Below are 24,420 nucleotides of genomic sequence, written 5' to 3' on the forward strand. Positions count from 1 at the left end.
CTCACAATGCCGATCCTTCCAATTAGTTAGTTAGCCGAATTATATCGGCTGGCGTCGGCCCGCCAGCACCTGGTCCGGTGCCGAGAAGAACTCGACCGCTTTACCCGCTGTCCCCGTGCAGGAACGTGGCGATCGCATCCACGATACGACTGGCCATCAATGTCTTGGAGCCGTGTTGCAGCGCCGACTCGGTACCGTCGGCCGCCAGCAGCCAGCCGTCGTTGTTGTCCACCTCGAAAGCCCTGCCGTCGCCCACCGCGTTGACGACCAACAGATCACAACCCTTGTTGCGCAACTTCGTCCGGGCGTGAAACAGCACGTCCCCGTTGGCGTCGCCGGTTTCGGCGGCGAATCCCACGATGGCGCGCATGTTGGGCAGCTCGCCGTTGGCGCGTGCCCGCACCGCGCCGGCCAGCACGTCGTCATTGCGGACCAACTCGATCGTGGGCGCCTGGTCTTGATCCTTCGGGCCCTTTTTGATCTTGGCGGCCGCAACCCGGGCCGGCCGGAAGTCGGCGACCGCGGCGGCCATCACCAGCACATCCACCTCGGAAGCGTGCTTGGCCACGGCGTCGCCCAGTTGCTCGGCCGAGCTGACGTGGACCACCTCGACGCCGGCGGGATCGATCAGCCCGGCGGTATGCCCGGCGATCAGCGTGACCTCCGCGCCGCGCTGGGCAGCCACCCGCGCCACCGCATAACCCTGCTTGCCGGAGCTGCGGTTGCCGATGAAACGCACCGGGTCGACCGGTTCGCGGGTGCCCCCGGCCGTCACCAGCATCTTGCAACCGGCGAGGTCGTAGGGCAGCGCGTCCTGGCGTTCCAGCAACAGGTGAGACAGGGTGGTGATCTCCTCGGCTTCGGGTAGCCGGCCCGACCCGCTGTCCGTCCCCGTGAGCCGCCCGGCGGCGGGTTCGAGCACTACCGCTCCCCTGCGGCGCAACGTAGCCACGTTGTCCACGGTGGCCGGGTGCAACCACATCTCGGTGTGCATCGCCGGCGCGAACAGCACCGGACATCGCGCGGTGAGCAGGGTGGCGGTCAGCAGATCGTCCGCCCGGCCGTGTACCGCCCGGGCCAGCAGGTCCGCGGTGGCCGGCGCCACCACGACCAGGTCGGCCTGCTTGCCGAGTTGGACGTGCGGAACTTCGGGCACGTCGTTGAAGACGCCGGTGTGCACCGGCTGGCCGGAGAGCGCCTCGAACGTGGCAGCCCCGACGAAACGCAGCGCGGACTCGGTCGGGATGACGCGAACCGAATGACCGGCCTCGGCGAGCTGACGGACGACGGTGCACGCCTTATAGGCGGCGATACCGCCGGAGACGCCGACGATCACTCTTTTCGCGACCCGATCGCGGTTGTCCACAGCGCGCGCCCGGCCCGGCCCGGTTACTCGCCCTCGGTGTGCTCGAGCAGGTCGCCGTGGATCTCGCGCATCGCGATCGATAACGGCTTTTCCTGCAGCCCCGGCTCGACCAGCGGACCGACGTATTCGAGGATGCCCTCACCGAGTTGGTTGTAGTAGTCGTTGATCTGACGGGCTCGCTTGGCGGCGTAGATCACCAGGGCGTACTTGCTCGAAACGCGGTCCAGCAGTTCGTCGATGGGCGGGTTGGTGATACCCAGCGGGGTGTCGTATGTGCTCGGTCCCCCGGCGGACGGGTCGAACCGGTCGGGGACGGCGGCCAATGCCGCGTCGGACTGCGGAATACTCACTTAGGTCAATCTCCTGGCGGATTGGTAGCGGCTCGTCGCCGCTGAAGATTCTGAAAATTCGGTGGTCAGTCGTGCTGGGATGTGGTCCGGCTTCTGGTCTGGCCAGACGGGTCATGGCGGCCCGGCGCGGTGCCCACCAGCAAGGATACCAATTCGGAGCAGGCTGACTCCAATTCGCTGTTCACGACCACCCGATCGAAGTCGTTTTGGGCCGCCATCTCGATGCGGGCGGTCTCCAGTCGCCGCCGCATGACCTCGGGTGTCTCGGTGCCGCGGCCGACGAGCCTGGCCTTGAGATCCTCCCAGCTGGGCGGCGCCAGGAAGACCGCCAGGGCCTCGGGCATCGCCTTCTTCACGGCCCTGGCCCCGGCCAGATCGACCTCGATCAGAACCGGAAATCCGCGGGCGGTGGCGGACCGAACCGGCTCGGCCAGGGTGCCCGATCGGTGCAGTCCCGCGTGGATCTCGGCCCACTCCAGCAGGGCGCCCTCGTCGATGAGCTGCTGGAAGCGGGCGGGGGTGACGAAGTGGTAATCGACGCCGTCGACCTCGCCGGGCCGCGGCCCCCGCGTCGTGGCCGAGACGCTGAAATGCAGGTCCGGGACCCGCTCACGCAGGCATCGGACCACAGTCGACTTGCCGACCGCTGAGGGACCGGACAGCACGACCACACGTCCGTCACCTGATGGTTCAGGACGTGTCCCGTGCTGGACGTCCGGTCCCCCGCCGGCGCTCACAGGCGCTCCTGGGCCGGTGCGCCCACGGCTCGGTTAGGAGCCGAACTTTTCCAGCAGGGCTTTGCGCTGACGATCGCCGAGACCGCGCAGACGGCGGGTGGGGGCGATCTCCAACTCAGTCATGATTTCCTGCGCCTTGACCTTGCCCACCTTGGGCAACGCCTCGAGAAGCGCGGAAACCTTCATCTTGCCCAGGACTTCGTTGGTCTCGGCGTCCTTGAGCACCTGGGTGAGGTTGGTGCCGCCACGCTTCAGGCGGTCCTTGAGCTCTGCTCGCGCTCGACGTGCGGCAGCCGCCTTCTCCAACGCGGCCGCGCGCTGCTCGTCGGTCAACTGGGGAAGGGCCACGATTCCTCCGTATCTGATCAATCAATTTCAATCGATCTCATTTTGTCTCGCCGGCACTTCTGCCAGCGGAGACGACCGTACTCAGGCCTCCTGACGAAATCTAACCCGGCCCCCTGCTTAAGGGGGCAAAGTCCCAGCATGGACCGGCGCGCGGCCGGCCAAAGCGGCGCTCTCGCGGGCGTCGACGACGGTCGCATGTGGCGCCGCCCGGGTGTCGGTGCCAGCCCCGTTTCAGCGCGCCTTTAGGCCGTCTAGCTGCGGCTTTATCTCCCGAGGGCGACGCAGGGCGGGCCGGCTGGGCGGGCCAAAAAAGGCGTCGGCGGACGGCCGTCACGCCCGGTGCGAGGGATCACGGATTTGTTGCGGCGTGTCGCGCGTGTCGCGTCGCCGGTCAAACGGCAGGCCAACGCGGCGTTTGACGCGGCGCACCGGTCTCAGCGGGCCCCCACGGGCCTTTCGAAGGGCCTCTCGAAGGGCCTCTCGAGGGCCTTTGCAGCCCCGAATCCGTGCGCCGGGCACCCCCGGGCACCCTCGGCGGTCTAGTCGCTCCTGGCCGAGGACTGTGGCCGACCTGAGCCGACAGGTATGCCCGTATCGTCCAGCAACCAACGCGGCTATCGGCGGAATTCGTCGTCGCGGGCGCCGGCCCGGCAGGCTGCCGCGTCCGACGAACGCACCTTCGGCGCCCGGGGCGCCCGCGCCGGCCGGCGGGCCACCGCATCCGACCTCAGCACTCCCCCTCGCCGCGAAGATCGTCAACCCTCCAATCAACAAGGGCCGCAGCGTGTTTGACGGTGAGGATTCGCCACCGCCGCCGGGCGCGCGCGGTGATGACGGCTGCTTATTTCCGTGGATCCGGTCGAATTGTCTATCTTTTCCGCACACGCGGACTAAAGATCACCCTACTCCCGTAATTGCGGGTATACACGGTCTCCCCCGCGCATTTCAGCTAATCGGCAGTACGAAATCCGATACGATCGAAGAGTGTCCAACCTGCGAATTCGCCAGGCGGCTGAGCTGCTGGGAGTGAGCGACGACACCGTGCGGCGCTGGATCAACCAGGGCACATTGACGGTCAGTCACGACGCCGCCGGCCGCAAGGTGATCGCCAGCGAGGACCTGGCTCACTTCTCCCGCACCAATGCGCCCGCCCCGCCGGCGGACCCGCTCAGCATCGGCAGCTCAGCCCGCAACCGCTTCGTCGGGCTGGTCACGTCGGTGGTCAGCGACAAAGTGATGACCCAGGTGGAGATGCAGTGCGGTCCGTTCACCGTCGTGTCACTGATGAGCACCGAAGCGGCCGAGGAATTGCAGCTGCGTCCCGGCAGCGTCGCGGTGGCCGTCGTCAAGGCCACCACCGTCATCGTCGAAACCGCGCGTCCCAGCACCGCACTGGCGTCGGACTAGACGTCAACCCCACTCACACCGCCAGGTAGGCCACCGCGTCCAGCATGCGATCGGCCGCCTCGCGCAGCTGCGCCACGCCCGGTCCGGCCCGCAGCACCTCGCGGGCCACCGCGGGCAGCAACTGCCCGGGCTCCGCGCCGCCCAGCCCGGCGAGCGCCTCGGGCCGCCCGCCCTGCACACCGAGCCCGGGCACCAGGACCGGACCGCCCAGCGCGCTGAGATCGGGCGCCTGCAAGACCGTCGCACCGACGACCACGCCGACATATCCCGGCCCGGACGGGGTGGCGGACCGGTTCACCACCGCCGCCTGGTCGACGACCAGCTGGGCCACCGTACGGCCGTCGAAGGCGGCACGCTGCACCGTGGCGCCCTCGGGGTTGGAGGTGGCCGCCAGCACGAACACCCCGCGGTCGTGCGCAGCGGCGGTCTCCAGCAGCGGCCGCAGCGAGCCGAACCCCAGGTACGGGGTGGCCGTCACGGCGTCGGCGGCCAGCGGTGAATCACCCGCCCAGGCCGCGGCATAGGACGCCATCGTCGTGCCGATGTCGCCGCGTTTGGCGTCGGCCAGCACCAGCACCCCGGCCGATCGCAAAGCCGCGATGGTGCGTTCCAGCACCGCGAATCCCGCGGCGCCGTAAGCCTCGAAGAACGCGACCTGAGGTTTGACGACGGCGAATCCGGAAAACGCCTCGATGCAGATGTCGCAGAAAGCGGCCAGTCCGTCGGCGGTCGTGGGCAGGTCCCAGGCGCGCAGCAGCTCGGGATGTGGGTCGATGCCCACACACAGCGGTCCGCGTTCGGCTTTCGCGGCCGCGAGCCGGACGCCGAACCTGGTCACCGGTCTCCGTTACCGGCCAGGCCACCCTGACCGATCTGGCTGTGCAGTTCTTGCAGACTGCGCACGCCGATGTCGCCGCGGATGCCCGCCTCGATGCCCTGGACGGCGGCCGAGGCGCCCTGCACCGTCGTGACACAGGGGATGTTGACCGAGACCGCGGCCGAACGGATTTCATAACCGTCGATGCGTGGCCCGGAGTTGCCGTAGGGCGTGTTGATCACCATGTCGACCTCACCGGCCTTGATCGCGTCGACCGCCGACATCGCGGGACGGCCCGGCTGCGGGTCCTCGAAGTGCTTGCGCACCTCCTGGCAGGGAATTCCATTGCGGCGCAACATCTCCGCTGTTCCATCAGTGGCCAGCACGCGGAATCCCAGGTCGGCCAGCCGTTTAACGGGGAATACCAGCGAGCGCTTGTCCCGGTTGGCAACCGACACGAAGATGGTGCCCTGCGCCGGCAGGGACCCGTAGGCGGCGGTCTGACTCTTGGCGAAGGCGCTGCCGAAGTCGCGGTCGATTCCCATTACCTCGCCGGTGGATTTCATCTCCGGGCCCAGCAGCGAGTCGATGGCGGCCCCATCGGCGCGGCGGAAGCGGTGGAAGGGCAGTACGGCCTCCTTGACGGCGATCGGGGCGTTCTGCGCGGCATGCGCGCCGTCGCCGGACGCCGCCAACAAACCCTCCTCGCGTAGCTGGGAGATGCTGGCGCCCAACATGACCCGGGCACACGCCTTGGCGAGCGGGATCGCGGTGGCCTTCGACACGAACGGCACCGTCCGACTGGCGCGCGGGTTGGCCTCCAGGACATAGAGCACGTCGTCCTTGAGCGCATACTGCACGTTGAGCAGGCCCACCACGCCGATGCCGTGCGCGATGGCCTCGGTCGCGCGGCGTACCTTCTCGATGTCGCTGCGGCCCAGCGTTACCGGCGGCAGCGCGCAAGCCGAGTCACCGGAGTGGATGCCGGCCTCCTCGATGTGTTCCATGATGCCGCCGATGTAGACCTCGGTGCCGTCGCACAGCGCGTCCACGTCGATCTCCACCGCGTCCTCGAGGAAGCGGTCGACGAGCACCGGGTGCTCGGGTGAGAGCTCGGTGGCGCGGGTGATATAGCCCCGCAGCGTCTCTTCGTCGTACACGATCTCCATGCCCCGACCGCCCAGCACGTAGGACGGGCGCACCAGCACCGGGTAGCCGATGTCTTCGGCGATGCGCTGGGCCTGGGTGAAAGTCGTTGCGGTGCCGTACTTCGGCGCCGGCAGACCGGCGGCGGTGAGCAGGTCGCCGAATGCGCCGCGGTCCTCGGCCAGGTCGATGGCCTCCGGCGGAGTGCCGACGATCGGCACCCCCGCGTCGGCGAGGCGCTGGGCCAGCCCGAGCGGAGTTTGGCCACCCAGTTGCACGATCACCCCGGCCACACCCGGGCCGTCACCCGCGGACTGCTGCTCGGCGCGGAACACCTCGAGGACGTCCTCGAAGGTCAGCGGCTCGAAGTACAGCCGGTCGGCGGTGTCGTAGTCGGTGGACACCGTCTCCGGGTTGCAGTTGACCATCACGGTCTCAAAACCGGCCTGCGACAACGTCGTTGCCGCGTGGACACAGCTGTAGTCGAATTCGATGCCCTGACCGATGCGGTTGGGCCCCGAACCCAGGATCAGCACCTTGGGCTTCTTTGTCTGCGGCGCCACCTCGGTCTCGGCTGCGGGATCCAGCTCGTAGCTGCTGTAGTGATACGGCGTCTTAGCCTCGAACTCGGCCGCGCAGGTGTCGACGGTCTTGTACACCGGGTGCACGCCCAGCCGCTCGCGCAGCGACCGCACGCCATTCTCACCGGCCAATTCGGGCCGCAGCGCGGCGATCTGACGGTCCGACAGCCCGCTGTGCTTACCGCGGCGCAACAGGTCGGCGTCGAGCACGGGGGCGGCGATCAACTCGGCACGCAGGTCGATCAGCTCGCCGATCTGCGCGACGAACCACGGATCCACCCCGCTGGCCTCGGCAGCCTGTTCCACCGATGCGCCCAGGCGCAGCGCCAGTTCGATGTCGTAGAGCCGGCCCTCGGTCGGCGTCCGCAGCCGGGTCAGCACCTCATTGACGTCGCCTTCGGGGTCCGGTTTGGTCCAGAAGCCGGCGCGGGTGGTCTCCAGCGACCGCATTACCTTGCCGAGCGCCTCAACAAAGTTGCGGCCCAACGACATTGCCTCACCGACCGATTTCATGGTGGTGGTCAGGGTGGGATCGGCGCCCGGGAACTTCTCGAACGCGAAGCGCGGGGCCTTGACCACCACATAGTCCAGGGTGGGTTCGAAGCAGGCCGGCGTTTCCTTGGTGATGTCGTTGACGATCTCGTCGAGGGTGTAGCCGATGGCCAGCTTGGCGGCGATCTTGGCGATCGGGAAACCGGTGGCCTTGGACGCCAGGGCACTTGACCGCGACACCCGGGGGTTCATCTCGATAACGATCAGCCGGCCGTCGGACGGGTTGATCGCGAACTGGATGTTGCAGCCCCCGGTGTCCACCCCGACCTCGCGCAGGATCGCGATCCCCAGGTCCCGCATCCGCTGGTATTCCCGGTCCGTCAGCGTCATCGCCGGCGCGACGGTGACCGAGTCACCCGTGTGCACGCCCATCGGGTCGAAGTTCTCGATCGAGCACACCACGACCACGTTGTCGTTGCCGTCGCGCATCAGCTCGAGCTCGAATTCCTTCCAGCCGTAAATCGATTCCTCGATCAGCACGTTGGCGCTCGGGCTTTCGGCCAGCCCGGCGCCGGCCATCCGGTCGACCTCCTCGACGGATCGCGCCATCCCCGAGCCCAGGCCGCCCATGGTGAAGCTGGGCCGCACCACGACCGGCAGCCCGAGCTCCTCGACCGTCTCGCGGACCTCTTCCATGGTGAAACACACTCGGCTGCACGCCGATTCACCGCCCACCTTGGCGACGATGTCCTTGAACATCTGCCGGTCCTCGCCGCGCTGAATCGCGTCGAAGTCGGCGCCGATGAGTTCGACCCCGTGGCGCTCCAGCGCCCCGTTCTCGTACAGTGCGACCGCGGTGTTCAGCGCGGTCTGCCCGCCCAGCGTGGCCAGCAGCGCGTCAATCTTGTTGCCGCGCTCGGCCTGCTGGGCGATCACCTTCTCTACGAATGCGGCGGTTATCGGCTCGACGTAGGTGTGATCGGCGTACTCCGGGTCGGTCATGATGGTGGCCGGGTTGGAGTTGACCAGGCTGACCTGCAGCCCCTCCGCACGCAGCACCCGGCAGGCCTGGGTACCCGAGTAATCGAACTCGCAGGCCTGCCCGATGACGATCGGCCCCGAGCCGATCACCAGCACGTGGTTGAGGTCGGTGCGACGTGGCACTAGCGGCCCTCCCCTGCCATGAGCTCGATGAATTGGTCGAACAGGTACTCCGCATCGTGCGGGCCGGCCGCGGCCTCCGGGTGGTACTGGACCGAAAAGGCCTGCCCGTCCGCGAGTTTGACGCCTTCGACCACTCCGTCGTTGGCGCAGGTATGGCTCACGATCGCTTGTCCGAACGGCGTGTCGAAGGACTGGCCGGCCTCCCCTTCGAGCGCGAAGCCGTGGTTTTGTGCGGTGACCGCCACCCGGCCGGTAGCGTGGTCGATCACCGGGATGTTGATGCCGCGGTGACCGAACACCAGCTTGTAGGTGGACAGTCCCAGCGCCCGGCCCAGGATCTGATTGCCGAAACAGATGCCGAACAGCGGGATTCCGGCGCCCAGCACCTCTCGGGTGACCGCGACGATGTGATCGGCGGTGGCGGGGTCGCCGGGGCCATTGGACAAGAATATGCCGTCGGGCTTGATGTCGGCAATCTGCTCGTAGGTAGCCGACGATGTCAGCACGTGGGTCCGGACGCCGCGTCGGGCGAAGTTGCGCGGCGTATTCGTTTTGATCCCCAGGTCCAGCGCGGCCACCGTAAACCGCGGTGAACCTTCGGGTTCCACGATGTAGGTGTCCGGCGTGCTGACCTCGCCGGCCAGGTCGGCGCCCAGCATCGACTGCTGACCGCGCACCCGCTGCAGCAGGTCGTCCGCATCGGCGAGCGCGTCACCCGAGAACACCCCGGCCTTCATCGAGCCGCGGGTGCGCAGATGCCGCACCACCGCGCGGGTGTCGATGCCGGCGATCCCCACGATGTGCTGGCGGACCAGTTCGTCCTCCAAGGTTCCGGTGGCCCGCCAGTTGGACGGCCGCGGCGACGGATCGCGCACCGCGTAGCCGGCGACCCAGATCTTGTCGCCGCGACTCTCGGCGTCCTCGCCGTTCCAGCCGGTGTTGCCGATCTGCGGCGCGGTGGCCACCACGATCTGCCGGTGGTAACTGGGATCGGTCAGCGTCTCCTGATAGCCGGACATGCCGGTGGAAAAGACGGCCTCGCCCAGTGTTTGGCCGACCTTGCCGAACGGCATGCCGGTGAAGACGCGGCCGTCCTCGAGTACCAATTGCGCTTTACTCACGAGCGCCGCTCCTCCTCATGCTGCGATTCGAGCCAGCCGTCGTATTCGTTACGGTGGTTCGCCCGGAAGCCGGTGTCGATCTCGACGCCCGACGGCAGCCGCCAGCGGATCGCCAGAATCCCGACCCGGCCCGTCATTCTGCGCTCCAAACGAATGTGCGTGATCGAGTCCCGAGGAATCCAAATGGGTTTGGCCCGTACGCGTTCCACCATGATGCCCCCGGCATAGCGGGTCAGCACCGCTTTGCTACGGAAACCCAGATCACCGGCCGCGATCCGCTCGTTCCAGCCGGGCGCCATCATGGAACCGCAATAGTGCCCGCGGGTGGTGATGGTCGCCGCCCCCACCTGGTCCGGGATGTCGGGCAACGCCCCGATCAGCTCCGCCTGCTGCTGCGAGCGACGGTGCCAGGTCCGCATCATCAGCTGGATCACCACCGTGATCACGACCACCACCACGGCCGCGAAGATCAGCGATCCCACCAGCGTGCCCGAGTTCATGCCGGAGACTTCCCGTCTCGGGCGGTGACCTTGCCGCGCAGCAGCGTGGCGGTCACGGTGGCGGGCAGGGTCATCGCCTCGTAGGGCGTGTTGGCCGAGCGGCTGGCCAGGTCGGACCCGGCGACGGTCCACGACGCCGTGGGATCCACCACCGTGAGGTTGGCGGGCTCCCCCACCTCCAGCGGCCGGCCATGATCGGGCAGGCGCGCGATGCGCGCGGGGTTTTCACTCATCACCCTGGCGAGGTCCCGCCAGGTCAGCAGCCCCGGGGTGACCATCGTCCGCGCCACGATAGACAGCGCCGTCTGCAGCCCCAGCATGCCAGGACGCGCCGCGGAGAACTCCACACACTTCTCGTGTTCGGCGTGCGGGGCGTGGTCGGTGGCCACGCAGTCGATGACACCGTCGGCCAGCGCTTGGCGCAACGCCACCGCGTCGGCGGCTTCGCGCAGCGGTGGGTTGACCCGGTTTTGCCCGTCGTAACTGGTCAGCCTGCTGTCGTCGAGCATGAGATGGTGCGGGGTGACCTCGGCGGTGATCGAAATACCTTGCTCCTTGGCCCATTTCACGATCTCGACGGTGCCCGCGGTGGAGGCGTGGCAGATGTGCACCCGGGCGCCGGCGTCGCGGGCCAGCAGCGCGTCGCGGGCGACGATCGATTCCTCGGCCGCCCGGGGCCATCCCGCCAGGCCCAGCCGGGCGGCGGTCGGTCCTTCGTGGGCAACCGCGCCGACGGTCAGCCGCGGCTCTTCGGCGTGCTGGGCGACGAGCACACCCAACCCGGTGGCGTATTCCAGGGCGCGGCGCATCACCAGCGGGTCGTGCACGCAGATGCCGTCGTCGGAGAACATCCGCACCTGCGCGGCCCCGGCCGCCATCATGCCCATCTCGGTGAGCTCTTTGCCGGCCAGTCCGACGGTGACGGCGCCCACCGGGTGCACGTCGACCAGGCCGACCTGCTGGCCCCGATGCCACACGTGGTCGGTGACCACCGGGCTGTCGGCGACCGGGTTGGTATTGGCCATCGCGAACACTGCGGTGTAGCCACCCAAAGCCGCCGCGGCCGAGCCTGTTTCGATGTCCTCGGCGTATTCACGCCCGGGTTCGCGCAGATGGGTGTGCAAGTCCACCAGGCCGGGCAGCAGCACGTGGTCGGTGGCATCGATCACGTCCAGGTCTTCTTGGAGGCCTCCGGCCTTGCCGAGACCGGGGCCGATGTCGGCGATCTGGCCGTCATCGACCAGCACGTCGACGCGATCGCCCTCGCCGTACAACCGAACCCCGCGCAGCAGCACGCTCACGCCGCACCCTCTTCTCCGGCTGATTCGGTGCCTACCAGCACATGGAACAGCACCGCCATCCGCACGTGGACACCGTTGGAAACCTGTTGCAGCACAGCCGATTGCGATGAGTCGGCCACCGACGAGGCGATCTCCATGCCGCGCAGCATCGGCCCCGGGTGCAGCACAACGGCATGGCCGGGCAGCATCGCCTGGCGGCGATCGGAAAGCCCGTACAGCGAGGAGTATTCGCGCACCGACGGGAAGAACCCGCCGTTCATCCGCTCGGCCTGCACCCGCAGCATCAGTACCGCGTCGGCGGCGGGCAGCTCGGCGTCGAAGTCGTTGGATACGGTGACCGGCCAGCCCTCGACCCCGACCGGCAGCAGCGTCGGGGGCGCGACCAGGACCACCTCGGCGCCCAGGGTGTCCAGCAGCATCACGTTGGAACGTGCGACCCGGCTGTGCAGGATGTCGCCGACGATCACGATGCGACGGCCTTCGATGCCGCCAAGGCGCTGGCGAATGGTGAGCGCATCCAGCAGCGCCTGGGTCGGGTGCTCGTGGGTGCCGTCGCCGGCATTGATCACCGACGGCCCCCCATCGTCCTTCGCGCCGGTCCAGTCCGCGAGCAGATGCGCGGCGCCGGAAGCCGGGTGCCGGATGATCAGCGCGTCGGCGCCGGCGGCGCGCAGTGTGAACGCGGTGTCGCGCAGTGACTCCCCCTTGCCCACCGACGATCCGGACGCGCTGACGTTGATCACGTCGGCGCTCATCCACTTGCCGGCAACCTCGAAGGAGACCCGGGTGCGGGTCGAGTTCTCGTAGAACATCGTGACGATGGTGCGGCCGCGCAGCGTCGGCAGCTTCTTGATCTCCCGGCCCACCAGCGCCTGTGCGAACCGGTCGGCGTCGTCGAGGATGGCGGTCGCGTCGTCGCGGCTCAGGTCGCTGGCGGCCAGCAGATGGCGCGTCATCGTGAGATCACCACCCCGTCGTCACCGTCAGTCTCGCTCAGCAGCACGTGCACACTCTCACCGCGTGAGGTGGGGACATTCTTGCCCACATAGTCGGCGCGCAGCGGCAGTTCGCGATGGCCGCGGTCGACCAGCACCGCCAGCTGCACCACCCGCGGCCGGCCCACGTCGCGCAGCGCGTCCAGCGCGGAACGCACCGAGCGGCCGGAGTACAAGACGTCGTCGACCAGGATCACCAACGCGTCGTCGATGCCGCCGGCCGGAATCGAGGTGTTCTCCAGCGGCCGCGGCGGTTTCTGCATCAGATCGTCGCGGTAGAGCGTGATGTCCAGGGCGCCGTGGCCGACCTCGACGCCGCTGTATTCGCCGATGTTGGTCGCCAGCCGGTTGGCGAGGATGACACCGCGGGTCGGGATGCCCAGCAGCACCACCCGTGGCGAGTCGGGACCGTCCAGCGCGCTCTTTTCGATGATCTGATGTGCAATGCGGGAAATGGTGCGGCTCACGTCGGCCGCCGACATCAACTCCCGGGAATCGCTGCCTGAGCCGGTGTCGCCCGCAGCACCCATACGAAACTTGACCTCCTTCTCCGCCTCGCCGGACGGATCGTTAAAGGATGTCGACTGCGAGGCAGCGTAGCACTTATTTCGAGTGTGACGCCGCCAGGCGCGTGTGGCGCCCGTCGCCCGTCCCCAGCGCCAGTCACACCCGCCTCATGAGTCTCTGATAAGGGGCGCACATGGTGTGTGCCCGCCTCACAGCGACTGTGTAGAGCTGCGACGCCGCAGTACGGCCGCCGGGAGGCGGTTGATTAGGTGCACAAATATTGCCCGTTGAGCAGGCAATTCGACGGTGGTGAGTAGGCCCCGGTCAGCACGCCTCGTAGACCACCTGTGGCTGAACCACCGGGTGCAATGACGCGATTCCAGTTCACGGGGGTGAGAACATAGTGCGTGCCAGACTGGGCAAGCGTGCTATTCCACGTGTGCAAGACGGATTCTCCCGCCGGCAAGTCGAATTCAAGCTTCCAGTCGGTCAGCGGCGCCGTGCTCGAGTTGGTGATGGCGAAGCGGGCGATGAAACCGGTCTGCCACGTATGTTCCACCGACAACGTCGCGGTGGCCGCAGCCGCATGAGCCACGGGGGTGATGGCGAGTCCGAGGATGGCAACTATCAATGCCGACACCGTTGCGTGAAGCGCTGTGCGCCAGCGCTTCACGTAATTGTTCAGTCCAGCCATAACAGCCCACACTAAAGCCAAACAGGCGGTATCGGACCTCGGATCGCGGGTAAGCTGCCGTACCTTTGCGCAACCGAAACCGTCATGAAATTTTGGAGTCGATAGACGCCATCGATAGACGCTGCGCGACGCCCTCGGCGGCGCCGCCACCGGCCCGCTAACCTGACCAGGTGAATCGCTCGGCCCTCAATGGCAATGCCGCCTCCATTCGCGAAGTGTGCGACGCCGGCCTGCTCGCCGGTGCGGTAACAATGGTCTGGCAGCGGGGAGAACTGCTACAGGTCAACGAAATCGGCTACCGGGACGTGGACGCCGGTCTGCCGATGCAGCGCGACACGCTGTTTCGCATCGCGTCGATGACCAAGCCGGTGACGGTCGCGACGGTGATGAGCCTGGTCGACGAGGGCAAGCTGACGCTCAAAGATCCGGTCATCCGCTGGGCGCCGGAGCTGGCCGGCGTGCGGGTGCTCGACGATCCGCACGGCCCGCTGGACCGCACGCACCCGGTGAACCGCACCCTCCTGATCGAGGATCTGCTCACCCACACCAGCGGCCTGGCCTACGGCTTCTCGGTGTCCGGGCCGATCGCCAAGGCCTACCTGCGGCTGCCATTCAACCAGGGCCCGGACGCCTGGCTGGCCGAGCTGGCCAAGCTGCCGCTGGTGCATCAGCCCGGTGACCGCGTCACCTACAGCCACTCCATCGATTTGCTGGGCGTCATCGCCTCCCGCATCGAGGACAAGCCGTTCCACGAGGTGCTCGACGAACGCATCCTGGGCCCGGCGGGCATGACCGACACGGGGTTCTTCGTCTCCCCCGACACACGGCGCCGCGCGGCCACCATGTACCGGCTCGACGAACAGAGCCGGCTGCACCACGGGGTGATGGGCCCACCGCACATCACGCCGCCCTCGTTCTGCAATGCCGGCGGCGGATTGTGGTCGAGCGCCGACGATTACCTGCGGTTCGTGCGGATGCTGCTCGACGGCGGAACGATCGACGGCGTGCGGGTGCTTTCGGAAGAAGCTGTCCGATCGATGCGGACCGACCGGCTCACCGAGGAACAGAAGCGACACAACTTCCTGGGCGCGCCGTATTGGGTCGGCCGCGGCTTCGGGCTGAACCTGTCGCTGGTGACCGATCCGGCCAAGAGCACACCGCTTTTCGGGCCTGGCGGTCCCGGCACGTTCAGCTGGCCCGGCGCGTACGGAACCTGGTGGCAGGCCGACCCCAGCTCGGAGCTGATCCTGCTCTACCTGATTCAGAATCTGCCGGACCTGACCGTCGATGCCGCCACGGCCGTCGCCGGCAACACGTCGCTGGCCAAACTCCGCACGGCACAACCGAGATTCGTCCGCAACACCTATCGCGCCCTCGACCTTTAAAGTCACATCCCGATGCCCGAATACCCACCCGACCGCATCAGCGGTCCGCGGCTGCTGCTACGCCCGCCCACGCTCGACGACGCCGGGGCGCTGTTCCAGCGGGTCGCCCGCGATCCGCAGGTCACCAAGTATCTGTTGTGGGCGCCGCACCCCGACGTGGCCGCGACGCGGCGCGTGATCACCGAAAAGCTCAACGCCAGCGCGGACGAGAAGACCTGGGTCATCGAGTCGCGGCACCGCGGCGAGGTGGTCGGGCTGGCCAGCTGTGGGCGCACCGCGCCGCACTCGGTCGAGGTCGGCTACTGCCTGGGCCGACGCTGGTGGGGCAAGGGTTTGATGTCCGAGGTGCTCGGCATGCTGCTCACCGCGCTCGACGCCGATCGCCAGGTGTATCGCGTGTGGGCCACCTGCAGTGTGGACAACGAGCGCTCGGCGCGACTGCTCGAGCACGCCGGCTTCTTCTTGGAGGGACGGCTGGCCCGGCACGCGGTCTACCCCACCATGGGGCCCGAGCCCCAGGACAGCTTGCTCTACGCCAAAATTCTGCGTTGACTAGGCTTTTTCCGCCAAGCCGTCCTTCTCGAGCGCCCGCCGCGCATAGGCCCGCACGTCGGCATCGCCGTCCTTGAGCGCGAGCCCCAACGCGTCCTGAGCGGCGGCCTCACCCGCCCACCGGGTCAGGCTGAGTACTGCCGCCTTGCGCACATCCAGATGGGCGTCGCCCAGCGCCTCGGACAGATGCGGGACCGCGAAGTCGACCGGCGCGCCGGCCAGCGCGCGCGCCGCGCCTTCGCGCACCTGCCAGGCCGGCGCCCGCAACGCCTGCTTGATCGTGGCGTAATCGTCTTGGCCGCAACCTAATTGGCCCAGTGCGGCCAGGGCGGCCGCGCGAACCAGCGGGTCGGTGTCGGCGACCAGCCGGCGCACTGCGTCGGCACCACCGCGCAGCGTCGCCAGTCCGGCGGCCGCCGCGATGCGCACCTCGCGGTTCTCGTCGCCGGCGGCGGCGACGACACCTTCCACGTCGTCGACGGACACCAGCGCACGCACCGCCTCGATGCGGACCCGATGATCGACGTCGTCCAGGGCGCGACGGTACTGCGCGACGTCACCGGCCCGGCGTGCGGCCAGCACGTACAGCGAGGCCGCGCGCACCACCTGATCGACTGAATCCAGGTGCTCCCGAACGCTTTCCGGCTCCGGCAGCACCTCGACCAGCTCGCGGATGCCATCGGCGCCTATAAGTCGGACCGCGGAATCGTCGTCGTTCAGCGCGGCCACCAGCGCCGGCGCGTAGCCGTCGGGAATGTGCTCGGTCAGCGTCGACACCGCGGTCCGGCGCACCCCCGGATCCGCGTCGGCAAGGTAGGGTCCCAGGTCGGCCATCGTGGGCTCCTCGAGCGCCAGGACCTCGGCGATGCGCGGTGAAGGCGGTTCGAACACCGTTGTGGCCGAGCTGATTCGGGACACCGCGTTGGCCGGCGCCTGGCCGCCGACCAACGGCGGCTGCTCCACGGCGTACACGGTCTGGTCGGTGGGCGGCAGGCCGTCGAGCTCCGGGACGGGCACGAAATACGGTGCCACCGGCCGCTTGAGGAACACCATCTCGCCCCCGGCGTCCTTGCGCAGATTGAGGTGATATCCCCACTGGTTGTCGTCGCGGCCGGGCAGGTCGGCGCGATCGTGATACAGGCCCCACCGCGATTCGGTGCGGGTGTGCGACGAGCGGGCGGCCATCTCGGCGCAGTCCCGGATGAACGACACCTCCACCGCGCGCATCAGCTCGTGCGGATTGCGGGCGCCCATCTCGGCGATCTCGGCGCTCATGCGCTCGAAGGTGCGGATGGCCAGGGACAGCTTGGCCCCGGTCTTGGGGGGCGCGACGTAGTCGTTGACGAACCGACGCAGCTTGTATTCGACCTGGGGTTGCGGCGGGCCATCCGGGTGCCGCAGCGGCCGGTAGATCAGCTCGTGCGCCTCGCGCACCTGTTCGGTCGGAAGCTGTTGCGGCGCCGCGACATCGGCCAGTGTCGAGGCCGCGTGCGTGCCGGCCAGATCGCCGAACACGAACGCCCCGATCATGTAATTGTGCGGGACGCAGGCCATGTCACCTGCGGCGTACAGGCCGGGAACCGTGGTGCGGGCGTGCTCGTCGACCCACACACCCGATGCGGAATGCCCACTACACAAGCCGATTTCGGAGATGTGCATCTCGATGTCGTGGGTTCGGTAATCATGGCCGCGGTTGGCGTGGAAGGTGCCCCGCGTCGGCCGCTCGGTGGTGTGCAGGATGTTTTCCAGGGCGGTCAGCGTCTCGTCGGGCAGGTGCGACACCTTGAGATAGATGGGTCCGCGCGCGGAGTCGATCTCGGTTTTGACCTCGGCCATCATCTGCCCCGACCAGTAGTCGGAGTCGACGAACCGCTCGCCGAGCGAGTTGACCTGATAGCCGCCAAAGGGATTGGCGACGTACGCACATGCCGGGCCGTTGTAGTCCTTGATCAACGGGTTGACCTGGAAGCACTCGATGCCGGACAGCTCCGCACCCGCGTGATAGGCCATCGAGTAGCCGTCGCCGGCGTTGGTGGGGTTCTCGTAGGTGCCGTACAGGTAGCCCGACGCGGGCAGGCCGAGCCGCCCGCAGGCGCCGGTGGCCAGGATGACCGCCTTGGCGCCGACCGTGACGAATTCACCGGTGCGCGTGTGCAGCGCCGCCGCACCGACCGCACGCCCGCCGTCCACCAGCACCCGGACCGGCATCAGCCGGTTCTCGATCTGGATCTTCTCGCGCATCGACCGTTGCCGCAGCACGCGATACAGCGCCTTCTTGACGTCCTTGCCCTCGGGCATCGGCAGCACGTAGGAGCCCGAGCGGTGTACCCGGCGCACGGCGTATTCGCCGTGCTCGTTCTTCTCGAACTTCACGCCGTAGCGTTCCAGCCGCTGCACCATCGCGAAGCCGCGGGTGGCGGTCTGATACACGGTGCGCTGGTTGACGATTCCGTCATTGGCGCGGGTGATCTCGGCGACGTAGTCCTCGGGTTCGGCTTTGCCGGGGATCACCGCGTTGTTCACGCCGTCCATACCCATCGCCAGGGCGCCGGAGTGGCGCACGTGGGCCTTTTCCAGCAGCAGCACCTGCGCGCCGTTCTCGGCGGCCGACAGCGCCGCCATGGTGCCCGCCGTGCCCCCGCCGATGACCAGGACGTCACAGTCGAGCCGGACCGGGGTCGCCGGTTCGGGAATCTGCATCATGCCGCCTCCGCGTGGTGGTTCAGTGCCGCAATGACTTCAGCGCGCAGCGCGGCGCGCTGCTGATCGACGCGCGGCTCCGGCACGTCGATCAGGGTGCGCAGCGGCTGACCGGCCTTGCCCAGTACGGCGATGCGATCACCGAGCAGCAGCGCCTCGTCGACATCGTGCGTGACGAAGACGATCGTCGTCGGATGGGCACGCCAGGTGTCGATCAGCAGCCGCTGCATGGCCGTACGGGTCTGGGTGTCCAGCGCGCCGAACGGCTCGTCCATCATCACCGCGCGCGGCGCCCCGGCCAGCCCGCGGGCCAGCTGAACGCGCTGCCGCATGCCGCCGGACAGGCTCTTCGGCAGGTAGTCGCCGAAGCCGGTGAGACCGAGCTCGGCGATCCAGCGGTCCGCCTCGGCGCGCCGGCCTGCCCGGGGGGCACCGCGCAGCCGAAGGGCCAACTCGATGTTGGAGCGCACGGTGCGCCATGGCAGCAACGCGTTGTCCTGGAACACCATGCCCCGGTCGCCCGAGGTGGTCGTCACCTCGTCGCCGTCAGCGACGATCCGGCCCTCGTCGGGCCGCAGCAGTCCGGCCAGGGCCCGCAGCACCGTGGACTTGCCGCAGCCCGAGGGACCGGTGAGCACCAGGATCTCCCCGGGGCGCACCGTCAGGCTCAGCCCGCCGATCACCGGTTCTCCGGTGTAGGACAAGCGGACTCGATCCAGTTCGAGACTCACTCCGGCCTGTTTCAAAGTCATTGCCGCCCTTCCTCCCCCGCACGCGGCAGCCAGCTGGTCACCCGACGGCCCACGACCTCGACGGCCGCCGCTGTCGCGAAACCCAGCACGCCGATGGTGATGATGCCGACGAACACCTGCGGATAGGCCAGCACGGTGTAGTCCTGCCAGGTGCGATAGCCGATCCCGAGCCGGCCCGAGATCATCTCTGCGGAGATCACGCAGATCCACGCCACGCCCATACCGACCGAAAGGCCGCCGAACACTCCCGGCAGGATGCCCGGCAACACCACCCGCTTCAGCACATCCCATCGGCCGCCGCCGAGGGTGCGCACCGAGTCCTCCCACAGCGTGGGCAGCGCCCGCACCGCGTGCCGGGTACTGACCAGGATCGGGAAGTACGCCGCCAGGAAGGTGATGAACACGATGCCGGCCTCGTCGGTCGGGAACAGCAGGATCGCCACCGGCACCATCGCGATGGCCGGAACCGGTCTGACCAACTCCGTCAGCGGGCCGAAAGTGTTGGCGAACAATCGCGAACGGCCCAGCAGCACGCCCGTCGCAACACCGACCGCCGCGGCCAATCCGAAGCCGGTGAGAATACGGATCAGCGACTGCGCCAGGTCAAGCCAGTACTCGGAGGTTCCGAGCCGGCGTCCCAGCGCGTGCACGATCTCGGTGACGGTGGGCAGCGTGTCGAAGCGCAGCAACAGCCGGACCTTGTCGGCGGTGAGCACCTGCCATAATCCGATCGCGCCGACAACCGATGCGAGCCGCAGCAGCCGCCACTGCCACGGCGAGCCGACACGTCGCGGGGTGGCCGTCGCCGGGACCGTCTCGACGACCTGCGTGGTTACCGGGGCTGCCGGATCGCCGGTGAGATAAGCAGTCATACCGAACCTCCAAGGGCCTGCTCGTAATTCACAATGGCGCCGCCCGGGTGCGCGGCGAGATAGCGATGCGCGCCGGCCGGCGTTCCGAACGGCAGATAGTTCTGGCCGTCCTTGACCCAGACCGCCTTGTCGGCGAACCACCGGGTGCCCAGCTCTGCATCGGGAACATAGGCGGCACGGACTTTGGCGCCGCGGACGGTAGCGTCCCGCGCCGCCCGAAGCAGACTGGTCGGGTCGGCGACCGTCTGGGTGGAATCCGAACCGTCCAGCCACAGTTCGCTTGCCAGCGCGGGATCCCCGCGGAGCGCGGACGGGTTGGCGGTGGCGGCCCGGGCCGCGTCGTAGTTCAGGCCGCGGGCGCCGAACACGGTGCGCAACGGCCCGTCCTGGACGAAGCCGGATACATCGAGGTCGGCAAAGTCGCCGATCGACTTCAGGTACGGCACATCGTTTTTCAACGCCTCGACCAGCGACGGCTTGAGCGTGGTGTCGAACGACGTACCACCGGGACCGTTGTAGAGGTACACCACTTCCTGCGGAAGACCGCTCCCCTCGGCGACGATGCGCGCGGCCTCCAGCGGCTTGTCGTTGAGGAAATCTCCCGCGTCGAGTTGCGCCTGCAGGAAGGCGCCCAGCACCTCCGGATGAGACGTCGCGTACGAGCGCCGCACCACCACCCCGTGCAGGGTGGGCAGGTTCAGCTCGGCGCCGTCGTACAACAGCTTGGCCTTGCCTTGAAACACCAGCAGCCCCGGCCAGGCGACGAACTGCGAAAGACCCTGCACCTGACCGGATTCCAGAGCAGAGGCACCCACCTGCGGCTGCTGGTTGAGCACTTCCACACCTTTGATTCCGGCCCTGTCCAGCGCCCGCATCAAGGTGCCGTGTCCGGCCGACCCGACACTGGCCGAGACCTTGGCGCCGGCCAGGTCGCTCAACGTGGTCGCCGACGAACCGGGCGCCACCACCACCATGTTGAGGGCCCCCTTGGGGTTGTAGCCGGTGATGGAGACGATCTCGGTTTTCGCCAGCGGGTTGGCCTGCGTCTTGGAACCGTTGATCAGCATGGGATAGTCGCCCATCGAGCCGATGTCGATCTTCTCGGCGAGCATCTGCGCGGTGATCGGGGCGCCGGTGTCGTAATCCTGCCATCGCACCGCGTATTTGGTGCCGGTGCGGGTGGTGATGTCGGCGAGCCGGCGCTCCAGGTAGCCCTGGGCGCGAAGCAGGGTACCCGCGGTGACGGTGTTGATGGTCTTGGACTGATAGCCCACCACCACGTTGACCACACCGGATGACTGCGACAGAGATTCCAGTGAGCAGGCGGAGGTGAGCGCGGCGATCGCGATCACCACCGACGCCAGCCGGATGGCGCGTCGTTTCATGAAAGATCCTGGGGTTGGAGGCTTTTCAGCGAAGGAGATAGGGCATGTTGACGGTGACGGCGCCGGTGGGACAGCGGGCCGCACAGGGGCCGCAGTACCAGCACTCGTCGACGTGCATGAAAGCCTTGCCGGTGTCGGGGTTGATGGCCAGCGCATCGAGCGGGCAGACCTCCACACACAGCGTGCAGCCGTCGATACATAGCGACTCGTCGATCGTGACCGGCACGTCGGCGCGGTTGTTGTTGATCAGCGTCATGGGCTGCTCCTCATCGGCTCGGCTCTAACGAGATTGCCCCGCATGGTGATTCGATCGCCGCGCATCCGGATGTACTCCAGGTCGACCGGTGTGCCGTCGGCGAGGCTGGTGAGCCGCTCCAGCATCAGCAGCGCCGCGCCGTCGGGCACCTGCAGCGTGGCCGCCGAATGCGCGTCGGCCGGAATGGCCTCGAGCGCCAGCGCCGCCGAGCCCAGCCGTTGCCCGCTCACCTGCTCGATGAGCGCGAACAGGTCGTTGGTCTCCAGCGGATGCTTCAGCACCTCGCGGCCGAGCTCCGGGGCTAGGTAGGTGAGGTCCAGGCTGAGCGGTAAGTCGCCCAGGTAGCGCAACCGCTCGACGAACACCGCCTGCTCGCCCGGTTGCAGCCGCAACCGGCGGGCCACCGACGGCGGCGCGGTGACAGGCATCGCGGTGCGCACCTCGTTGCGGACCTCCCCGAAGTCCTTGAACGTCTCCTTCAGACCCAGCAGCGCGTCGAGCCCGTGGTCGTACTTGCGCTGCGCGACGTGCGTGCCGACCTTGGGTCCCCGGTCGATCAGCCCCTCATGCTTGAGGACGGCCAATGCCTCGCGAATGGTGTTGCGCGATACCGAGAATTCGGCGGCCAGCTCCAGTTCGGCGGGCAGACCCTCCAGGTAGGCGTCGGCATGGATCTGCTGGCGCAACACATCGGCGACCCGGCGGGCGCGATCGGCCCGGGAGTCTTGAATATCCCGGATGGGTACTGGTTGCGCCACGGGAGTCACGCTAACCCAGCTCAGGACCGCTTTTCGGGTCACCGATGAGGCCGTGCCACGGCGGCCGGGCGTATTACGCCGGGCCGCATTGGGGCCGGACCAGCTAAAACCGCGCCCCGCAGCGGTATTGCGCCACCTGCGAGAACCCGTCGGCTTTGTGATCCCGGTGAGTAGAACCTGCCACGCCGTAAAACCTGGCGATCCGCGGGTGAGCTCCCGATAAAGGAAGATGGCATGCATGACTGACGTTTCGAAACACGCGCTGACCAAGGTGCCGGCGGTCACCCTGGGCTTCTGGGTCATCAAGGTCTTGGCGACGACGTTGGGCGAGACGGGCGGCGACACCGTCACGATGACGCTGAATTGGGGTTACGCCGCCGGGGTCGCAATTTTCGGCGTCGCGCTGGTGGCGCTGGTGGCGGCGCAGATCTTGGCGAAGCGATTCCATGCGGCCCTGTATTGGGCGACGATCGTGGCCTCGACGACGTTCGGCACCGTGCTGGCCGATTTCGCGGACCGATCGCTGGGCATCGGCTACACGGGCGGGTCGCTGCTGCTGCTGGCGTGCCTGCTGACCACGCTGGGCCTGTGGCGGTGGTCGCAGGGCACCGTATCGGTCAGCACCGTCTCGACGCCCAGGGTGGAGGCCTTTTACTGGGCGACGATCACGTTCTCGCAGACGCTGGGCACCGCGCTGGGCGATTGGCTGGCCGACACGCGCGATTTCGGGTACGAACGCGGCGCGCTGGTTTTCGCGGTTGGCCTGGCCGTGGTCGCGGCCCTGTACTTCTGGACGTCCATCTCCCGCGTCACGTTGTTCTGGGTCGCGTTCATCCTCACCAGGCCGCTAGGGGCGACCGTGGGCGACTTCATCGACAAGCCCGTCGCCGACGGCGGCCTGGCGTGGAGCCGCCCGCTCGCCTCGGCGGTGCTCGCGGCGCTCATCGCGGTGCTGCTTGTCGTCATACCGCAGCGTCCCGGTCGTCACCCCGGCCAGCCCAAAGATGGTGCGGCAGAAGCCCCTCCGGACACCGGGGTCGAGCAACCGGGCCAGGATGCGCACTGATCGACCGGTCCGTTGGTCCCGCTCGTCGAGAAGCTGGCCCTACCCGTTGTTCGAGGCCCGCTGGCCCGACCGAGGGTACGTCTGGCGCTCGACGTAGCGTTGGAACATGCGAGTCCTGCTCGTTGAGGATGAACCGCGGCTGTCCGCCACCGTGGCCAGGGGGCTCAAGGCCGAGGGTTTCGTCGTCGTTGCCGCCGGCAACGGTGTCGACGGCCTGCGGGAGGCCACCGAAAACGCTTTCGACGTAGTCATTCTCGACATCATGCTGCCCGGCCTCAGCGGTTATGAGGTGCTGCGCCGGATGCGGTCGCACAACGTGTGGACACCGGTGCTCATGCTGACCGCCAAGGACGGTGAGTACGACCAAACCGATGCTTTCGATCTGGGAGCGGATGACTATCTGACGAAGCCGTTCTCATTCCGCGTGCTGGTGGCGCGGCTGCGGGCGCTGATTCGTCGCGGCGGACCGGCGCGGCCGGTCGTGATGGAAGCGGGGACGCTGGCCCTGGATCCCGCCCGGCACACGGTCAAACGGGGCTCGACCCCGATCGCACTGACTCCGCGCGAATACGGGGTGCTCGAGTTCCTGATGCGCAACAAGGACGTGGTGGTCACCAAGGCCGAGATATTGCGGAACGTCTGGGACGCGCATCATCACGGTCCCGACAATGTGGTCGAGGTCTACGTGGGATATCTGCGCCGCAAGATCGATGTTCCCTTCGGTACCAACACGATCGAGACGATACGGGGCGTCGGTTACCGATTGCTGTGCTGAGACACGGGCAGCGTCACAACCATCTCGGTTCCACCGCGGGGCGGGGCGTCGATGGTCACCACGCCGCCATGCGCGGCAACGACCTCGGCGACGATCGCCAGGCCCAGCCCGGTCCCTCCCCCACTACGGGCCCGATCGGAATCCAGGCGCACGAAACGTTCGAACACCCGGCTCCGGTCGGCTGGGGCGATTCCGGGGCCATCATCGCTGACGGTGAGGATCGCCGTTCCGTCTCGGCGGCCGACTTCGATGGCGACACACGAAACCGCGTGGCGGACAGCGTTTTCGACGAGGTTACGGATCATCCGCGACATGGCCACCGGGTCGGCTTCCAGGCGCACCGGACGGATATCGGTGTGGATCACGCATTGCGTGTCACGCCGCGCACGGTCG

The 24,420-nt window shown here is 67.9% G+C and carries 24 protein-coding genes; 5 read left to right on the forward strand and 19 right to left on the reverse strand.

Annotated features, from left to right (window positions below; all coding sequences use genetic code 11):
- Nucleotides 1-100: 100 nt before the first annotated feature.
- The 4 genes from coaBC to mihF all read right to left on the reverse strand — a co-directional run bounded on the left by coaBC (nt 101) and on the right by mihF (nt 2,801).
- Entirely contained in the window at nt 101-1,366 is a 1,266-nt protein-coding gene (gene coaBC / locus VFW69_RS18470) for a bifunctional phosphopantothenoylcysteine decarboxylase/phosphopantothenate--cysteine ligase CoaBC (protein ID WP_526503237.1), read from the reverse strand.
- A gap of 23 nt (nt 1,367-1,389) precedes the next feature.
- Nucleotides 1,390-1,716, reverse strand: a complete 327-nt coding sequence (gene rpoZ, locus VFW69_RS18475) for a DNA-directed RNA polymerase subunit omega (protein ID WP_526503239.1) — start codon at nt 1,714-1,716, stop codon at nt 1,390-1,392.
- 65 nt (nt 1,717-1,781) lie between these two features.
- Complete coding sequence (gene gmk / locus VFW69_RS18480; protein ID WP_526503241.1) at nt 1,782-2,453, reverse strand: guanylate kinase; 672 nt, start codon at nt 2,451-2,453, stop codon at nt 1,782-1,784.
- Nucleotides 2,454-2,486: 33 nt separating this feature from the next.
- Nucleotides 2,487-2,801 carry an integration host factor, actinobacterial type gene (mihF, locus tag VFW69_RS18485; RefSeq protein WP_046185993.1) on the reverse strand — a complete coding sequence of 105 codons (315 nt, stop codon included), beginning with the start codon at nt 2,799-2,801 and terminating at the stop codon, nt 2,487-2,489.
- A 984-nt stretch (nt 2,802-3,785) separates the two neighbouring features.
- Here mihF and VFW69_RS18490 point away from each other — a divergent pair.
- Nucleotides 3,786-4,208: a TOBE domain-containing protein gene (locus VFW69_RS18490; RefSeq protein ID WP_526503243.1), complete on the forward strand. Its 423-nt coding sequence runs from the start codon at nt 3,786-3,788 to the stop codon at nt 4,206-4,208.
- A gap of 13 nt (nt 4,209-4,221) precedes the next feature.
- Here the strand turns inward: VFW69_RS18490 and pyrF are convergent, their stop codons facing one another.
- The 8 genes from pyrF to VFW69_RS18530 form a co-directional block, all read right to left on the reverse strand.
- Nucleotides 4,222-5,046: an orotidine-5'-phosphate decarboxylase gene (gene pyrF, locus VFW69_RS18495; RefSeq protein WP_526503245.1), complete on the reverse strand. Its 825-nt coding sequence runs from the start codon at nt 5,044-5,046 to the stop codon at nt 4,222-4,224.
- Nucleotides 5,043-8,408: a carbamoyl-phosphate synthase large subunit gene (gene carB / locus VFW69_RS18500; protein WP_526503247.1), complete on the reverse strand. Its 3,366-nt coding sequence runs from the start codon at nt 8,406-8,408 to the stop codon at nt 5,043-5,045. Before carB ends, pyrF begins: the two co-directional genes overlap by 4 nt.
- Nucleotides 8,408-9,529 (reverse strand): glutamine-hydrolyzing carbamoyl-phosphate synthase small subunit, encoded by a 1,122-nt coding sequence (gene carA, locus VFW69_RS18505; protein WP_526503249.1) that lies wholly within the window; start codon nt 9,527-9,529, stop codon nt 8,408-8,410. Before carA ends, carB begins: the two co-directional genes overlap by 1 nt.
- On the reverse strand, nt 9,526-10,029 hold the full coding sequence (locus VFW69_RS18510; protein WP_526503251.1) for a PH-like domain-containing protein: 504 nt from the start codon (nt 10,027-10,029) through the stop codon (nt 9,526-9,528). The genes carA and VFW69_RS18510 overlap by 4 nt, the downstream gene beginning before the upstream one ends.
- Nucleotides 10,026-11,330 carry a dihydroorotase gene (locus tag VFW69_RS18515; RefSeq protein ID WP_526503253.1) on the reverse strand — a complete coding sequence of 435 codons (1,305 nt, stop codon included), beginning with the start codon at nt 11,328-11,330 and terminating at the stop codon, nt 10,026-10,028. Before VFW69_RS18515 ends, VFW69_RS18510 begins: the two co-directional genes overlap by 4 nt.
- Nucleotides 11,327-12,286: an aspartate carbamoyltransferase catalytic subunit gene (locus VFW69_RS18520; protein WP_526503255.1), complete on the reverse strand. Its 960-nt coding sequence runs from the start codon at nt 12,284-12,286 to the stop codon at nt 11,327-11,329. Before VFW69_RS18520 ends, VFW69_RS18515 begins: the two co-directional genes overlap by 4 nt.
- Nucleotides 12,283-12,855: a bifunctional pyr operon transcriptional regulator/uracil phosphoribosyltransferase PyrR gene (gene pyrR, locus VFW69_RS18525; RefSeq protein WP_526503257.1), complete on the reverse strand. Its 573-nt coding sequence runs from the start codon at nt 12,853-12,855 to the stop codon at nt 12,283-12,285. The genes VFW69_RS18520 and pyrR overlap by 4 nt, the downstream gene beginning before the upstream one ends.
- Nucleotides 12,856-13,097: 242 nt before the next feature.
- The gene (locus VFW69_RS18530) at nt 13,098-13,526 is read right to left on the reverse strand and encodes a cellulose binding domain-containing protein (protein WP_526503259.1); all 429 of its coding nucleotides are present in this window, start codon (nt 13,524-13,526) and stop codon (nt 13,098-13,100) included.
- Between the two features lie 170 nt (nt 13,527-13,696).
- On the opposite strand from VFW69_RS18530, the gene VFW69_RS18535 reads away from it, so the two are divergent.
- Complete coding sequence (locus tag VFW69_RS18535; protein WP_526503261.1) at nt 13,697-14,911, forward strand: serine hydrolase domain-containing protein; 1,215 nt, start codon at nt 13,697-13,699, stop codon at nt 14,909-14,911.
- Nucleotides 14,912-14,923: 12 nt separating this feature from the next.
- Nucleotides 14,924-15,463 (forward strand): GNAT family N-acetyltransferase, encoded by a 540-nt coding sequence (locus VFW69_RS18540; RefSeq protein WP_526503263.1) that lies wholly within the window; start codon nt 14,924-14,926, stop codon nt 15,461-15,463.
- Here the strand turns inward: VFW69_RS18540 and VFW69_RS18545 are convergent, their stop codons facing one another.
- Genes VFW69_RS18545 through VFW69_RS18570 form a run of 6 tightly spaced genes read right to left on the reverse strand, consistent with a single transcriptional unit; the run spans nt 15,464 to nt 22,195 of the window.
- Nucleotides 15,464-18,166 carry a fumarate reductase/succinate dehydrogenase flavoprotein subunit gene (locus VFW69_RS18545; RefSeq protein ID WP_526503265.1) on the reverse strand — a complete coding sequence of 901 codons (2,703 nt, stop codon included), beginning with the start codon at nt 18,164-18,166 and terminating at the stop codon, nt 15,464-15,466.
- Nucleotides 18,163-18,915 carry an ABC transporter ATP-binding protein gene (locus VFW69_RS18550; RefSeq protein ID WP_526503267.1) on the reverse strand — a complete coding sequence of 251 codons (753 nt, stop codon included), beginning with the start codon at nt 18,913-18,915 and terminating at the stop codon, nt 18,163-18,165. Before VFW69_RS18550 ends, VFW69_RS18545 begins: the two co-directional genes overlap by 4 nt.
- A complete protein-coding gene (locus VFW69_RS18555) occupies nt 18,912-19,787 on the reverse strand; it encodes an ABC transporter permease (protein WP_526503269.1) in 876 nt (291 codons plus the stop codon). Before VFW69_RS18555 ends, VFW69_RS18550 begins: the two co-directional genes overlap by 4 nt.
- Entirely contained in the window at nt 19,784-21,172 is a 1,389-nt protein-coding gene (locus VFW69_RS18560) for an ABC transporter substrate-binding protein (RefSeq protein ID WP_526503271.1), read from the reverse strand. The genes VFW69_RS18555 and VFW69_RS18560 overlap by 4 nt, the downstream gene beginning before the upstream one ends.
- Before the next feature lie 25 nt (nt 21,173-21,197).
- The gene (locus VFW69_RS18565) at nt 21,198-21,428 is read right to left on the reverse strand and encodes a 4Fe-4S dicluster domain-containing protein (protein ID WP_064885673.1); all 231 of its coding nucleotides are present in this window, start codon (nt 21,426-21,428) and stop codon (nt 21,198-21,200) included.
- The gene (locus tag VFW69_RS18570; protein ID WP_526503272.1) at nt 21,425-22,195 is read right to left on the reverse strand and encodes a GntR family transcriptional regulator; all 771 of its coding nucleotides are present in this window, start codon (nt 22,193-22,195) and stop codon (nt 21,425-21,427) included. The genes VFW69_RS18565 and VFW69_RS18570 overlap by 4 nt, the downstream gene beginning before the upstream one ends.
- A gap of 229 nt (nt 22,196-22,424) precedes the next feature.
- On the opposite strand from VFW69_RS18570, the gene VFW69_RS18575 reads away from it, so the two are divergent.
- Together VFW69_RS18575 and VFW69_RS18580 are read left to right on the forward strand one after the other, a co-directional pair.
- Entirely contained in the window at nt 22,425-23,252 is an 828-nt protein-coding gene (locus tag VFW69_RS18575) for a COG4705 family protein (protein ID WP_526503274.1), read from the forward strand.
- A gap of 106 nt (nt 23,253-23,358) precedes the next feature.
- Entirely contained in the window at nt 23,359-24,027 is a 669-nt protein-coding gene (locus VFW69_RS18580; RefSeq protein ID WP_526503276.1) for a response regulator transcription factor, read from the forward strand.
- On the opposite strand, the gene VFW69_RS18585 is transcribed toward VFW69_RS18580, so the two are convergent.
- The coding region (locus tag VFW69_RS18585) for a sensor histidine kinase (RefSeq protein ID WP_526503278.1) at nt 24,009-24,420 on the reverse strand (412 nt) is incomplete at its 5' end. The genes VFW69_RS18580 and VFW69_RS18585 overlap by 19 nt on opposite strands.

It is taken from the genome of Mycobacterium sp. (assembly GCF_036273375.1).
In the GTDB taxonomy this organism is placed as follows: Bacteria; Actinomycetota; Actinomycetes; order Mycobacteriales; family Mycobacteriaceae; genus Mycobacterium.